The organism is Lentzea sp. NPDC036955 (assembly GCF_055608005.1).
Genome location: NZ_JBVJRC010000016.1, coordinates 123,964 through 137,258 on the forward strand (window position 1 = coordinate 123,964; position 13,295 = coordinate 137,258).

At 70.6% G+C, this 13,295-nt stretch carries 12 protein-coding genes; 4 read left to right on the top strand and 8 right to left on the bottom strand.

Annotated elements, in window-relative coordinates; genetic code table 11:
• Positions 1–20: 20 nt before the first annotated feature.
• Both ACZ7CF_RS39510 and ACZ7CF_RS39515 read left to right on the top strand, forming a co-directional pair.
• Positions 21–3,626 carry an AAA family ATPase gene (locus ACZ7CF_RS39510; RefSeq protein ID WP_360398384.1) on the top strand — a complete coding sequence of 1,202 codons (3,606 nt, stop codon included), beginning with the start codon at positions 21–23 and terminating at the stop codon, positions 3,624–3,626.
• A 153-nt stretch (positions 3,627–3,779) separates the two neighbouring features.
• Complete coding sequence (locus ACZ7CF_RS39515; RefSeq protein WP_360398382.1) at positions 3,780–4,121, top strand: hypothetical protein; 342 nt, start codon at positions 3,780–3,782, stop codon at positions 4,119–4,121.
• Between the two features lie 72 nt (positions 4,122–4,193).
• Here ACZ7CF_RS39515 and ACZ7CF_RS39520 read toward each other — a convergent pair whose 3' ends face one another.
• From ACZ7CF_RS39520 to ACZ7CF_RS39535, 4 genes are all read right to left on the bottom strand, one after another.
• Entirely contained in the window at positions 4,194–4,844 is a 651-nt protein-coding gene (locus ACZ7CF_RS39520; RefSeq protein WP_470372244.1) for a hypothetical protein, read from the bottom strand.
• A complete protein-coding gene (locus tag ACZ7CF_RS39525; protein ID WP_360398378.1) occupies positions 4,837–5,415 on the bottom strand; it encodes a hypothetical protein in 579 nt (192 codons plus the stop codon). The genes ACZ7CF_RS39520 and ACZ7CF_RS39525 overlap by 8 nt, the downstream gene beginning before the upstream one ends.
• 70 nt (positions 5,416–5,485) lie before the next feature.
• Complete coding sequence (locus tag ACZ7CF_RS39530; RefSeq protein WP_360398376.1) at positions 5,486–6,664, bottom strand: RtcB family protein; 1,179 nt, start codon at positions 6,662–6,664, stop codon at positions 5,486–5,488.
• Positions 6,665–6,674: 10 nt separating this feature from the next.
• The gene (locus tag ACZ7CF_RS39535) at positions 6,675–7,349 is read right to left on the bottom strand and encodes a hypothetical protein (protein WP_470372245.1); all 675 of its coding nucleotides are present in this window, start codon (positions 7,347–7,349) and stop codon (positions 6,675–6,677) included.
• A gap of 101 nt (positions 7,350–7,450) precedes the next feature.
• Between ACZ7CF_RS39535 and ACZ7CF_RS39540 the strand changes: the two genes are divergently transcribed.
• Together ACZ7CF_RS39540 and cpt are read left to right on the top strand one after the other, a co-directional pair.
• The gene (locus tag ACZ7CF_RS39540) at positions 7,451–8,767 is read left to right on the top strand and encodes an NAD(P)-binding domain-containing protein (RefSeq protein ID WP_458433692.1); all 1,317 of its coding nucleotides are present in this window, start codon (positions 7,451–7,453) and stop codon (positions 8,765–8,767) included.
• 205 nt (positions 8,768–8,972) lie between these two features.
• Complete coding sequence (gene cpt / locus ACZ7CF_RS39545; protein ID WP_458433691.1) at positions 8,973–9,515, top strand: chloramphenicol phosphotransferase CPT; 543 nt, start codon at positions 8,973–8,975, stop codon at positions 9,513–9,515.
• Positions 9,516–9,609: 94 nt separating this feature from the next.
• On the opposite strand, the gene ACZ7CF_RS39550 is transcribed toward cpt, so the two are convergent.
• From ACZ7CF_RS39550 to ACZ7CF_RS39565, 4 genes are all read right to left on the bottom strand, one after another.
• Entirely contained in the window at positions 9,610–9,981 is a 372-nt protein-coding gene (locus ACZ7CF_RS39550) for a heavy metal-responsive transcriptional regulator (protein WP_360398368.1), read from the bottom strand.
• A gap of 94 nt (positions 9,982–10,075) precedes the next feature.
• On the bottom strand, positions 10,076–11,578 hold the full coding sequence (locus tag ACZ7CF_RS39555; protein WP_470372246.1) for an aldehyde dehydrogenase (NADP(+)): 1,503 nt from the start codon (positions 11,576–11,578) through the stop codon (positions 10,076–10,078).
• Positions 11,575–12,402 (bottom strand): NAD-dependent epimerase/dehydratase family protein, encoded by an 828-nt coding sequence (locus ACZ7CF_RS39560; protein ID WP_470372247.1) that lies wholly within the window; start codon positions 12,400–12,402, stop codon positions 11,575–11,577. Before ACZ7CF_RS39560 ends, ACZ7CF_RS39555 begins: the two co-directional genes overlap by 4 nt.
• 46 nt (positions 12,403–12,448) lie before the next feature.
• Positions 12,449–13,237 (bottom strand): IclR family transcriptional regulator, encoded by a 789-nt coding sequence (locus tag ACZ7CF_RS39565; protein WP_360398362.1) that lies wholly within the window; start codon positions 13,235–13,237, stop codon positions 12,449–12,451.
• Positions 13,238–13,295: the final 58 nt, after the last annotated feature.

Below are 13,295 nucleotides of genomic sequence, written 5' to 3' on the forward strand. Positions count from 1 at the left end.
TCCGCGAGCGTCTAGGGACCATGGCGCTGGAACCGGAGATCGGGCTCGTCGGCAGAGACGAGCTGACCAGACTGGTCGAGTCGCTGGTCGAACGTCGTGGCAACCACCCCCTGCCGGTGGTCGTCGCGTACGGTCCCGGCGGCAGCGGCAAGACCTCGCTGCTCGACCACGTCCGCAGGCGCTACCGCGAGGCCCCGGTCGCCCACGTCGACCTGGACAAGGCCGGCTCCCGCTCCTGCAAGGACATCCTCGACGTCGCCGCCGAGCAGCTGCGCTCCTACCGGCACGCCGACTTCGGCCGGATGCGGCTGCCGCGCTACGACCTCGCCCGCCTCGCGTTCCACGGCGAACCGGCCGACGACCCGCACCACCGCGCCCGCGAGCTCGCCGCCAAGCAGATGACCCGGCTGGTCGCGGTCGCCGACGCCGCGGAGGTCGTCGAGGTGCTGCCCCCGGCCCAGGGCCTCGGCAAGGTGCTGCGGCCGTTGCTGCTGTGGCTCATCGGTCTCGCGGTCGTCGCACCGCAGCCGCTGCGGTGGCTGCTCGGCGGCCCGCGGGTCGCGCGCGCTCTGAGGTGGTTCGAGAACCACACCGGCAAGGAGCTCAAGGGCGGGCACCGGCCCAAGTTCGACGCGGCGCTCGTGCACCTGTGGGGCCTGCACCGCTCCGGGGAGACGCTGGAGCTCGACCGGGTGCTGGTCGCCGCGTTCCTGGCGGACGTCCAGGCCGCGTACCGGTTCCGCCGCTACCGCAGGATGAACTCCCTGCTGCTGCTCGACGGCGCCGACCTGCTCGACGGCATCGACTCCTACCTGCCGCCGAAACGCCCGCGGCCCGCCGCGCGTCCCACCGACTTCCTGCACCTGCTCGCGGAACGCCGGCTCGTGCAACCGGACGTGCCGCTGCTCGTCATCGCGACGAAGCAGGCCGCCCCGCCGTTGCCCGAGGCCGAGCTCGACCACACGGCCTGGCTGGAACGGTGCGAGAACGAGCGGACCGCCCAGTCGATGTTCCTGCCGGTGCAGCTCAAGCCGTTCACACCGGAGCAGACGCGGCAGTTCCTCGCCGAGTGGAACCGCGCCCGCAACAGCACCGTGGAGTCCGAGGCGCTCGTCGAGGAGCTGCACGAGGTCACGCACGGGCACCCGCTCGCGGTCCGCCTGGCCATCCAGCTCGTCCAGTACATGTTCGCGCGCGACCAGGTGCTGCCGTCGGTGCGCGCGGTCTTCGACGAACGCCTGCCCGTCGACGAGACCACGACGTTCCAGGACGCCACGGTCGGCGACTACCTGCTGCTGCGGTTCTTCCAGCGGATTCCCGGTGCGGAGGAGATGCCGGAACGCCAGGCCGCCCGCGAGATCTTCGCCCGCCTGGCCGCGCCGCGCGTGCTGGACCGGCACGTGGTCCACGCGCTGCTGCCGCGGGAGTGGGACCGCGACAACATGCGCGCTCTGCTGGCACAGCTCAGTTTCGCGTCCCGCCACGGCGACGACTTCGTGCTGCACCCGCTGCTGCGCGACCTGCTCGCCCGGCGGCTGCGGGAGGCACCGGACGGCGAGTTCTCGCACGTGGGCGTGCACCGGCTGCTGAAGGAGCGCTTCGACAGCCTCGGCCGCCGTGAGGACGCGCTCTACCACGCGCTCGCGCTCGGCGAGGTCCACTTCGTCGCACAACGGCTGCGGCCGCACGTCGACGAACGCGGTGACGGCTGGATCGCCGAGCTCGCCACCATCGCCGAGGCCCCGATGCCGCCGGGTGAGGGAGAGGAGCCACGTGAGGAGGAATCACGCGCGTGGTGGCAGCGGTTGCGCGGCACCAGCGCCCGCCGCACCCTGCACCGCCACGTCGACCGCGTCGTGCGCCCGGAGACCGCGCTGCTCGAAGACGCCGTCCTCGCGACGTGGGACCTGCGTTCCCGCAGCCGCACCGCGCGGCCGACCGTCGAGATGTACGACCGGGTGCTGCGCTCGCACCAGGAGCTCCACGGTCCCGAGGAACGCCTGACCTCCTACCGCGCGACGAAGAGGGCGCTTGAGCACAACACGCCCGCCTCACCGCCCGCGCCGCTGCCGCGCCAGTCCACCGTCGGCGTCCACCCGTACCCGCGGCACTGGCCCGGCCGCAACGGCGTGCGCCGCGTCGTCGTCTACCTCGTCGCGGTGCTGCTCGTGGGGTACGGCGCGGCGTTCTACCTCCAGAACAGCACGCACTGCCTGCGTTACGGCATCTACGAACCCGGTGAGCTCGTCGCCGACCTGTCCGGCCACCGCACCCGTCTGTCCAAAGTAGATGACGTGCAGTGCGTCGGGATGAGCGAGCGACCCGGCCGGTTCGCCCACGGCGACCCGACCCTGCAGAACAGCGACGACGCCGAGGTCGGCGAGCTGGCCCAGCTGATCGCCGACGAGAACGCCAGGGTCGCGAAGGCCAAGGACCGCCCCAGCGTCACGATCGTCGTCGCCACCATGCTCAGCTCCACGGAGCGGGTGAAGCGCGACCTGTCGGCCGGCGTGAACGAGCTGCGCGGCGCCTACCTCGCCCAGCACGAGTGGAACCAGCTCGACGGCATCGCCCGCAACCCGTTGGTGCGCCTGGTGCTCGCGAACTTCGGCGGCGAGTCGGCGCACGCGAGGGTGGTCGCCGAGCAGATCAAGGCCTACGCCGAACGCGACCGCACCGTCGTCGCGGTGACCGGGCTCGGGCAGAGCCGCGTCTCCACCGCCGCGGCGCTGCAGGCGCTGGCACCCACGAAGGACCGCCAGGTCGGCGTCCCGATGGTCGGGTCGGCGCTGTCGTCGACGACCTACAGCCAGAAGCCGTACTTCTTCCGCATCGCGCCGTCCAACGACCGGCAGGCGGAGGTCGTCGCGCGGATCATCGAACGCACCGAGGCGTTGCGCGGCCGCCCGCTGCACCTCGTGCACAGCCCGGGAGACGAGTACAGCGCCGATCTGGCGCAGCTCTTCGAACGCCGGCTGCGTCCCAGGATGCACGGCTACGACGAGAGCACAACCGTGGCCGCGCAGCTCGCGCACGTCGTCATGGACATCTGCGGCAAGTCCCGCAACCCGCTCATCCTCTACACCGGCCGCACCGCGGAGATCGGCGGGCTGCTGACCGAGCTCAGCGGCAACGGCAACTGCCAGGACCCCGTCGTCTTCGGCGGTGACGACCTCACCCAACTGGAGACGACGAACTTCGCGGACCTGGAGGGCGTCAAACAATTCGCCGACGGGAGGTTGTACTTCTCCACGTTCGCGTGGACGCCGGACATGGCGCAAGTTCCGCAAACGACGCAACAGTTCTTCCGGCTTTACGAAACAGCGCAGAACCGGCACGTGCGGCGCGCATTTCTTTCGGGCCCCAACGGACACATCCTCCTCGCCTATGACGCGGTGAAGGTCGTCGCGCGCGCCGCTGAACACGGTGAGGCCCGGCAGGCTGTTTTCCAGTACCTGCGCACTTTGCGTGACTTCGACGGCGCGTCCGGGAGGCTGACGTTCGCCCGGGACGACGCGAGCGGCACGTCCGGCTGCGACCCGGTCGACAAGCTGGTCGTCGCGCAGGTCGTCAAGCTGGACAACGGAGTTCTCGTGTCCCGGCACGTTGCGCACGAGGGCACGTGAACGGCAGGAGAAGTGACTGAAGGTCACCGGAATCCCGCCTGGGCCCGGGAAGATACCGCCCGTTCGCACTCGTTTCCGGGAAAGGCTGCGGAGGTACTGTTGACGGCACGAACTCAAGACGTCCGCAGCGGTGCGGAGGAGCGGGGGTGTGCCGTGTCCTTCAAGGCGGAGTTCCTCGCTGAGCTGGAGGACTGCCTGCGCGGTTATGGCGCGGTTCCGGTGAGCAACCCCGACGCGCTGGCGTTGTTCGTGGAGTTCGTCCGCTCACTTCCGGAGACCGACCAGCGGCTGCGGTGCCTCGAAGGCGTCGACCAGGGGTCCGGGTCGTTCTGGAACAACCCGGCGGTGTGGTGGGAGCAGGTGCCGCGCTTCGGGACGGGACTGGCCCGGTGCGGGTCGGCGGAGTGCCGCAAGCTGCTCGACGACATGCTCGACGAGGCCATCAGCGACGAGATCGACGTGCTGGAGATGGAGATCCGCGAGCTGCCCAGCTGACCGCCGGCGAGCTGGTGCGGACATGCCTGCCGGCGCCGCAACCTGTTACGGCCGCGGCGCCGGGGCGTTGGATCACCTGGTCGCTACGAGCGACCTGAACAGTTCCCGATAGCGGTGGAGCGCGAGTCGCAGCTCCTCGGTCTCGTGCTTGCCCTCGCCCTTCCACTGCTGGGAGAGCGTGCGGTGGCGCGAGGTCAGCTCCTCGATCGCCTTCTGCACGAGGTCGTCCGCCTTGCGCACCGCGGCGTGCGGGTCGTCGACGAACTCGAACTGCACCGCCTGCCACTCGTCCTCGAGCCGGCCCGGCAACCGCTCGGCCTGGGGGCGCTCGGCCTGCGCCGTGTGCGCGGTCTGGCGTCCGGACTCCTGCGCCCGGCCGTCGTGACGCACGGCGTCCTGGCGGTGGGTCTCGTGGCGCTGCGTTTCCTGGCGCTGGGCCTGCTGCGGCACGACGTCGCGCTGGTGGATTTCCCGTTGCGCGGCCAGGTTCTCGTGCTGACCACCCTCGCGTTGCACGCCTTCACGCTGCGTACCCTCGCGCTGGGCGTCGACCCGCTGAGCGTCGACCCGCTGGGCCTCGGTGCGCTGGGCGTCGGCGCGCTGCATGTCCTCGCGCTGGGCGTGCGCGGCGCGTTCCTCACGCCGCTCCTCGCGCACCGTCTGGTCCTTTTGCTCCTGCTGTGCCTGCGCTGCCGCGGCCCGTGAGTGGACGGCCTCAGACATCGCTCTTCTCCTTCCGGGGAACGTCCTTGCGGGAACCCGCGCCGCGTTCGAGCAGGTCGTCGAACAGCTCGCGGTAGTGCACCATCGCGGTGCGCAGGTCCTCGGTGCTCGCCTCGCCGATCTCCTGGCGTTCGGAGATGTCGTGGGCCTTGCGGTAGTGCTCCAGCGTCCGCGCGTGCTCGACGGACAGCACGCTCAGCTGCGCCTCGTACCCCTCGGTGGGGTACCCGCGCTCGGCCATCAGGTCGGTCACCAGTCGGTCGGCGTCCGCGATCGCCGTGTTCGGCGAGTCGACGAACTTGGCCTGCACGGTGGCCCAGTGCCGGCGGTAACTCTCCTGCGCCGCAGGGGAAAGCGGCTTCAGGTCGAACTCGCTGTGGCGGTGCTCCCGCTCGGCGAGCTCCTTCTCCGCGGCCGTCCTGTCGTCACTTTCCGCGACCGCGCGGTCGTACTCGGGGCCGAAGCGGTCGCGCAGCTTCTTGCGCTGCATGGCGGGCCTCAGCACGAACGCGAGGACCACCAGCACCACGAGAACCGCGACCACCAGACCGATGATGGCGCCCGTTGACATGGAAAAACCTCCAAGACAGGCAGGAACTCTGCTGTCCGGAGGCTTTCCAATGCGCGCGCCGGGGAAACATTCAACCCTTGATACAAACCACCTGCTTGAGCTTGGCGACCACCTCGACCAGGTCGGACTGGTTCGCCATCACGGTGTCGATGTCCTTGTAGGCGCCCGGGATCTCGTCCACCACACCGGAGTCCTTGCGGCACTCCACCCCACTTGTCTGGTCGGCGAGATCCTGCGTCGTGAACGTCTTGCGGGCCTTGTTGCGCGACATCCGCCGGCCCGCGCCGTGCGACGCCGACTGGAACGAGTCGGGGTTGCCGAGCCCGCGCACGATGTACGAACCGGTGCCCATCGAACCGGGGATGATGCCCAGCTCACCGCGGCCGGCGCGGATCGCGCCCTTGCGGGTCACCAGCACGTCCTCGCCGAAGTGCGTCTCCTCCGCGACGTAGTTGTGATGACAGGAGATCGGCTCCTCGAACGCGATGTGCGGGAACTCCGCGCGCAGCACGTCGGACACCAGGCGCAGCATGACCGAACGGTTGCGCCGCGCGTAGTCCTGCGCCCAGTACAGGTCGTGCCGGTAGGACGCCATCTCCGGCGTGCCCGCGAGGAACACCGCCAGGTCCGGGTCCGGCAGCTCGGCGTTGTGCGCGAGCGTGCGCGCCACCGCGATGTGGTGCTGCGCCAGCTCGTTGCCGATCCCGCGCGACCCGGAGTGCAGCATCACCCACACCCGCTGGTCGCCGTCGAGGCAGACCTCCAGGAAGTGGTTGCCGCCGCCGAGCGTGCCCATCTGGTGCATCGCCTTGTCGGCACGCGCCTTCACGGCCGGCGTCAGGTCGTCGAACCGCCGCCAGAACGATCCCCAGTCGGACGCGTCCCTCTCGGTGAACGCCGTCGCCCTGTGCTGGCCGAACCCGACGGGCACGACCGACTCCATGCGCGACCTGAGACCACGCAACGTCTCCGGCAGATCGCTCGCCGTGAGCGACGTGCGCACGGCGGTCATGCCGCAGCCGATGTCCACGCCGACGGCCGCGGGGGAGACGGCGTCGCGCAACGCGATCACCGATCCCACCGTGGCCCCCTTGCCGTAGTGCACGTCCGGCATCACGGCGATGTGCTTGACGGCCCACGGCAGCGCGGAGATGTTCTGGAGCTGTCGCATGGCGAACTCCTCGACCTCGTCGGGCCGGGTCCACATGCGGATGTCCACGTTCTGGCCGCGGACGACGGTTGCTGCCATGGGAACGAGGTTAGGCCGCGTTCTCGTTGATCCACAAAGGAGTTTCCGCGGCCGACACGAACTCCCAGGTGCCCTTGCGCACCTTCGCCCTGCTCATGTCGCCGCCCAGGGACGTGACGAACGCGCGCACGACCGGCAGGTCTCCGACGCCGGCGATGAGGATCGCCCGGTTCTGGAGCGTGACGCTGCCACCACCGAGCGTCTCGCGCGCCACGGCGTCGTTGAGCAGGCCTTCCCGCAGCTGCTGCGCGGTGATGCCGTCGACCTCGACCTGCACGGCGTCGACCTGCGGCGAGTTCGCGGGCAGGAAGCGGAACGTCAGCACCGACTCCTGCCGGAACCGCTTGCCGATCGTGGCGGCGGCGTGCCGCAGGCCCTCTTCGCCGAGGGTGACGTCGAACTTGCGGGAGCGCTCGAACGTCGTCCGCTGCTGCTCGCTCGACCAGAACACGCCGTCGAGCAGCGTGGAGCGGGTGGTGACGCCGCCGTGGGCGAAGACGATGCCGCGGACCTCGCGGTCGAAGCCGGTCAGCCGGTCCCGCAGGCGGGAGTCGGCGGGGTCGGTGATGATCGCGGTGTTGTTCGTCGCGAAGATCTCCGGCAACGGCAACGGGGTGCCCGCCGCCGTTCCGGTGGTGACCGAGAACGCCAGCACCGACGTGACTGCAACGAGTAGTTTTCGCATGCGCGTCAAGGTATTGGCCCGAGCCGGTCGGCGTGCGGAATCCCAGCAGGCGGGCTGGCCCGATCATTGACAGCCGCACAGAACGTGAGAATCCTTCAGCCATGGATCGCGTGTGCGTCATCGGAGCGGGTTCGTCCGGCATCGCCGCTTGTCAGGTGCTGAGCGCCCGTGGCGTCGACTACGACTGCTACGAGGCCGGCTCCGACATCGGCGGGAACTGGCGCTACCTCAACGACAACGGCATGTCGTCCGCCTACCGCTCGCTCCACATCAACACCTCGCGGCAGATGATGGAGTTCAGGTCCTTCCCGATGCCGGCACACCTGCCGGCGTACCCGTCGCACTTCCAGATCGCCGAGTACTTCGACGACTTCGTGAAGCACCACGGCTTCCGCGACCGCATCCGGTTCCGCACCGAGGTCACGTCCGTGGTGCCCACCGCCGGTGGCTACGCGGTCACCTCGCGCGACCGGGACACGGGGGAGCCGGTCACGACCTCGTACGGCTCGGTCGTCGTCGCGAACGGGCACCACTGGTCGCCGCGCTGGCCGGAGCCGGCGTTCGAGGGCACGTTCGACGGCGAGCAGATGCACGCGCACTTCTACAAGACGCCGGAGCGGTTCGCCGGCAAGAAGGTCCTGGTGCTCGGCATCGGCAACTCGGCCTGCGACATCGCCGTCGAGTCGTCGCGGGTGTCCGCGCGGACGTTCCTGGCGATGCGCCGCGGCGCGCACATCATGCCGAAGTTCCTGTTCGGCATGCCGACCGACCACCTGACGACCTCACCGCTCGCCCGGTTCGCGCCGTCGTGGCTGCAGGCGCTGTCACTGCGGCTCATGCTGCGGATCTCGCGCGGCAAGCTCACCGACTACGGCCTGCCGCAGCCCGCGCACGGCATCCTCGCCGCGCACCCGACGGTGTCCGACGACCTGCTCACCCGGCTCGGGCACGGCGACATCACGGTGAAGCCGAACGTCGCCCGGCTCGACGGGACCGGTGTCGTCTTCACCGACGGCAGCCGCGAGGACGTCGACGTCATCGTCTACTGCACCGGGTACAAGGTCGAGTTCCCGTTCCTGGAGGCGTCCGCGTTCCCCTCGGTGTCGTCGGCCGACAACGAGGTGTCGCTCTACAAGCGGGTCGTCGACCCCGAGCACCCCGGGCTCTACTTCCTCGGGCTGATCCAGCCGCTCGGGGCGGTCATGCCGCTCGCGGAGGCGCAGGCCGAGTGGGTCGCCGACCTGCTCACCGGACGGGCGGTGCTGCCGCCGGTGCCGGACATGAAAGCGGAGGTCCTCGCGTACCGGCAGGGGCTGCGCAGCCGGTACGTCGCGTCGAAGCGGCACACCCTGGAGGTCGACTTCCTCGGGTACCAGCGGGAGCTGCTGGCGGAACGGCGCCGCACGCCGGCTCACTGATATATCGGCTGATTCGTAGCTCGCGATACCCTGCTGACCTGCACCTTAGCAATGAGTCTCTGGACGACGACCGCAAAAGAATCGTTGCAAAGGAGCAGGGCAGCAGCCGGCTGGAGGTGAGCTGACGGTGGTGAGCTCACGGGTGGTGAGCTACGGGAAGGCTGGGGCAGGCGTGACGGGGGAGCGGGCTGGGTACGGTCCAGGTGTGGCTCAGGTGATCGTGCTCAACGGCGGGTCCAGCGCGGGCAAGTCCGGGATCGCGCGGTGCCTGCAGGCGGTGTTCCCGGAGCCGTGGCTGGCGTTCGGGGTGGACACGCTGATCGACGCGATGCCGGCGCGGTTGCGGCTCGGCGAGGAGGGCATCGGGTTCGCCGACGACGGTGAGGTGACCGTCGGCGGGGAGTTCCGCGAGCTGGAGGACGCGTGGATCGGCGGTGTCGCCGCGATGGCACGGGCCGGGGCGCGCGTGATCGTGGACGAGGTGTTCCTCGGCGGCACGGAGTCGCGGGCGCGGTGGGAGAAAGCGCTGCACGGGCTCGACGTGGTCTGGGTCGGGGTGCGGTGCGACGCGACCGTCGCCACCGGGCGTGAGCTAGCCCGCGGGGACCGGGTGAGCGGCATGGCGGAAGCGCAGGCGGACCTGGTGCACCGGGACATGACCTACGACGTCGAGGTCGACACCACGCACACCGAGTCGCTCGACTGCGCGAAAGCGATTGCGGGTTTCCTGAGCAGCAAGAACGGCTGAGCCAGGGGGGTTCGGTGGGCGCCACACCGAACCGGTGAACGGGACTCAGGTCAGCAGCACTCGCAGCACGTGCAGCACTCGTCCGTCATCGGGATCACCTCCCCTCCGGTGGGCACCACGGGGGACAGTCGGTGCTCTCGACCATCTCCGCCAGCTCGGTGCGGAGCCGGGCCAGCCGCGTCATCTCGGCGTCGATGTCCGCGATGTGCCGCCGCAGCAGCTCCGAGGCGGGTTCGCACGGGCACTCGCCGGTGTCGCGGACGGCCAGCAGCGAGGCGATCTCGCGCAATGTGAGCCCGAACCGCTGGCAGTCGCGGATGAACCGGATCCGCTCGGCGGCCGCCTCCGGGTACTGCCGGTAGCCCGACGACGTGCGCGGCGGGGGAGCGAGCAACCCCGCCCGCTCGTAGTACCGCACCGTGTCCGGCGCGACCCCCACCTCCCGTGCGAGCTCCGCAACTCTCATGCCGCCCACGCTAAACCTGGGAGTGCACTCCAGGGTCAAGCACGACGAAGGGGGCGGCCGGCGTGATGCCGGCCGCCCCCTTCGGGCGAACGGGTCAGTGCACGCCGAGCACGCCGTCGACGCGGCGCGGGATGCCCAGCGGGTTCGCGTCCTGCAGCTCGGCCGGCAGCAGGGCGTCCGGCCACGACTGGTAGGTCACCGGTGCGATCCAGCGGCGGATCGACGTCGCGCCCACCGAGGTGTGCAGCGGGTTCGTCGTCGACGGCCACGGGCCACCGTGGTGCTGGCCCCACGCCACGGCGACACCGGTCGGCCAGGCGTTGAAGATGATGCGGCCCGCGACGTGCCGCAGGACCTCGGCGACCGCACCGGCCTCGGCGTGGTCCGACTCGGCCGCGTGCACGGTGCCGGTCAGCGTTCCCGGCAGCTTCGCGAGCACGGGGTGCAGCTCCGCGGGCGACGAGTACGTCACGACCAGCGCCGCCGGGCCGAAGTGCTCCTCGGTCAGCTTCTCCAGGTTCTGCTCGAACACCGAGATCGGCACGCTGAACAGCCGCGGCGACACCGCCCACGCCTCGTCCGGCCGGCTGCCGGTCGACACGACGGTCACCAGGTCCGACGCGGCCAGCGCGTCCGTCGAGGCGGTGTAGGAGTCGCACATCCGCTCGTTGAGCATCGCGCCACCGGCCGTCGCCGCCACCGCCTCGCCCAGCGCGGGCACCAGCTCCGCGGGCGCGAACACCAGGCCGGGGTTCGTGCAGAACTGGCCGACGCCCATCGTCAGCGACTGCGCGAAACCGGCGGCGACGTCCGGGGTCGCCGCACCCGGCAGGATCACCGTCGGGTTCACGCTGCCCAGCTCGCCGTAGAACGGGATCGGGTCCGGCCGGCCCTGCGCCAGGTCGAACAACGCCCGCCCGCCACCGGTCGACCCGGTGAAGCCGACGGCCCGCACGACCGGGTGCTGCACCAGGGCCACACCGGCCTGGGTGCCGTAGACGATCCCGAACACGCCCTCGGGCGCACCGGCCGCGCGCAGCGCGTCCACGACCACGCGGGCGGTCTCCCGCGAGGTCGACGGGTGCGCCGAGTGTGCCTTCACCACGACGGAACAGCCGGACGCGAGCGCGGACGCCGTGTCACCGCCGGCCACCGAGAACGCGAACGGGAAGTTCGACGCGGAGAACACCGCGACCGTCCCCAGTGGACGCAGCACGCGGCGCAGCACCGGGCGCGGCGGGATGATGTCCGGGTTCGCCGAGTCCAGCGTCGCCTCGACGTAGCTGCCCTCGCGCAGCACCTCCGCGAACAGCCGCAGCTGGTTCGTCGTGCGCTTGAGCTCGGTGGTCAGCCGCGGCACGCCCAGCGCCGTCTCGCTGTCCGCCGTGGAGACCAGCAGCTCCGACTCCGCGTCGAGCGCGTCGGCGACCGCCTCCAGCACCACCGCGCGGTCGGCGGCCGGCGCGAGCGACCACGCCGGGAACGCGACGGCGGCAGCCGAGGCGATCCGGTCCACCTCGCTGTCCGGGGTCTTGGCGACCGGTTCGCCGAACGGCTCACCGGTGCGCGGGTTGTATCCCTGAACGACGTGGCTCAACGCCCTGCCTCCTTGACTGCCGTGTCGAAATCGGGGCCGCACCAGGCCCCGCCCACGTACTTGCCCGCATACGACGACGGGTCGAGCTCACCGCCGTGCGCGGCCAGCACCTCTTCCGCGAACACCTCGGAGTCGTCCTGCGGTTCGTAGCCCAGCGCGCGGGCCTCGTCGAGCGAGAACCAGCCGCGCGTGTTGGCCGAGACGCCCCACACGATCCGGAACCCCGGTGAGGCGACCGACAGCGCCGCCTCGAACAGCCGGGCGCCGTCGTCGGGTGACATCCACGTCGACAGCATCCGCACGTCGCGCGGCTTCGGGAAGCACGAGCCGATGCGCAGTGCGATCACGTCCATCCCGTAGCGGTCGGCGTACAACGACCCCAGCGCCTCCAGCGCCACCTTCGACACACCGTAGTAGGTGTCCGGGCGCGGGAAGAGGTAGTCACCGGCCTCGCCGTCGGCGCGTTCGACGTACCCGACGGCGTGGTTGGAGCTCGCCAGCACCACCCGCTGCACACCGCAGCGGCGCGCGGCCTCCAGGACCGTGTGCGTGCCGTCGATGTTGACCCGCAGGATCTTCTCCCACGACTCCTCCAGGCTGTGCCCGCCGAGGTGGATCACGGCGTCCACGTCCCGCATCGCCGCCTCCATCGCGGCCATGTCGGTCACCGACGCCTGGACGAGCTCGACGTCCTCGCCGTCCGCCGCGGCGGGCAGCTCGGCGATGTCCAGCAGCCGCAGGACACGGCCCTGTGCGGCGAGCCGGGGACGCATGAGCGTTCCCACCACGCCGGCCGCGCCGGTGATCAGGATGCGTGCGGTCACGGGTTCGACCCCTCCGTCGTGTGCGTGTGTCTGGTGGAGCTCGGGTTCAGCGGCCGAACTGGCGGAGGAGCTCGGTGATCGTCCTGGCGGCGTCCAGCAGGGCGGCGATGACCTGCCGCTCGTGTTCCGGGGTCAGCCGGCCCAGCGGGACCGAGCAGCTCATCGCGTCCAGCACGGGGTTGCGGTAGGGCAGGGCGACGGCGAAGCACCCGAGCCCCGGCGTGTTCTCCTCGCGCTCGTGGGCGTACCCGGCGTTGCGGAACCCGGCGAGCTGCTCGTGCAGGGCCGCCCGGTCGGTCACCGTGTTCGGCGTCAGCGGCGCCAGCCCGTCGGGAAGGATCAGGTCGACCTCCTCCGGCGTCCGCGTGGACAGCACGGCCTTGCCCAGCGACGTGGAGTGCGCGGGCAGCCGGCGGCCGACGCGCGAGACGACGCGCAGGTGGTGCTCGGACTCGCGGCTCGCCAGGTAGACGACGTCGGCACCGTCCAAACGGGCGAGGTGCACGGTCTCGTTGATCTCCTGGCGCACCTGCTCCATCACCCGGATGGCCGCCCGCACGACGGGGTCGTGGTCCAGGTAGGACGTACCGACGAGCAGCGCGCGAACGCCGATGCCGTAGGTGCCCCTGTCCGAGTCGACCTCCACCCAGCCGCGCGCGACGAGCGTCTGCAGCAGCATGTAGAGGCTGGACTTGGGGTAGCTGAGCTCGCGGTGCAGCTCCGTGAGCGTCAGCCTGCGGTCTGACGCGGACAGCACCTCGAGCAGCTCCACCGTGCGGTCGGCGGACTTCACCGCACCCGGACGAGCCGTGCCCTTGTCGATCGGCGACGCCACTTGGCCTCCTCGAAACAGGAAAGCAACTTGCCCTTGACACGTTGCTGTCCTGATTCTT

What these genes read in the sequence shown, in the direction of transcription:
- ACZ7CF_RS39510 (WP_360398384.1), top strand. Translation starts at nt 21, where the DNA reads ATGGCGCTGGAACCGGAGATCGGGCTCGTCGGCAGAGACGAGCTGACC.
- ACZ7CF_RS39520 (WP_470372244.1), bottom strand. Translation starts at nt 4,844, where the DNA reads ATGTCTGAGGCCGTCCACTCACGGGCCGCGGCAGCGCAGGCACAGCAG.
- ACZ7CF_RS39525 (WP_360398378.1), bottom strand. Translation starts at nt 5,415, where the DNA reads ATGTCAACGGGCGCCATCATCGGTCTGGTGGTCGCGGTTCTCGTGGTG.
- ACZ7CF_RS39530 (WP_360398376.1), bottom strand. Translation starts at nt 6,664, where the DNA reads ATGGCAGCAACCGTCGTCCGCGGCCAGAACGTGGACATCCGCATGTGG.
- ACZ7CF_RS39535 (WP_470372245.1), bottom strand. Translation starts at nt 7,349, where the DNA reads ATGCGAAAACTACTCGTTGCAGTCACGTCGGTGCTGGCGTTCTCGGTC.
- ACZ7CF_RS39540 (WP_458433692.1), top strand. Translation starts at nt 7,451, where the DNA reads ATGGATCGCGTGTGCGTCATCGGAGCGGGTTCGTCCGGCATCGCCGCT.
- ACZ7CF_RS39550 (WP_360398368.1), bottom strand. Translation starts at nt 9,981, where the DNA reads ATGAGAGTTGCGGAGCTCGCACGGGAGGTGGGGGTCGCGCCGGACACG.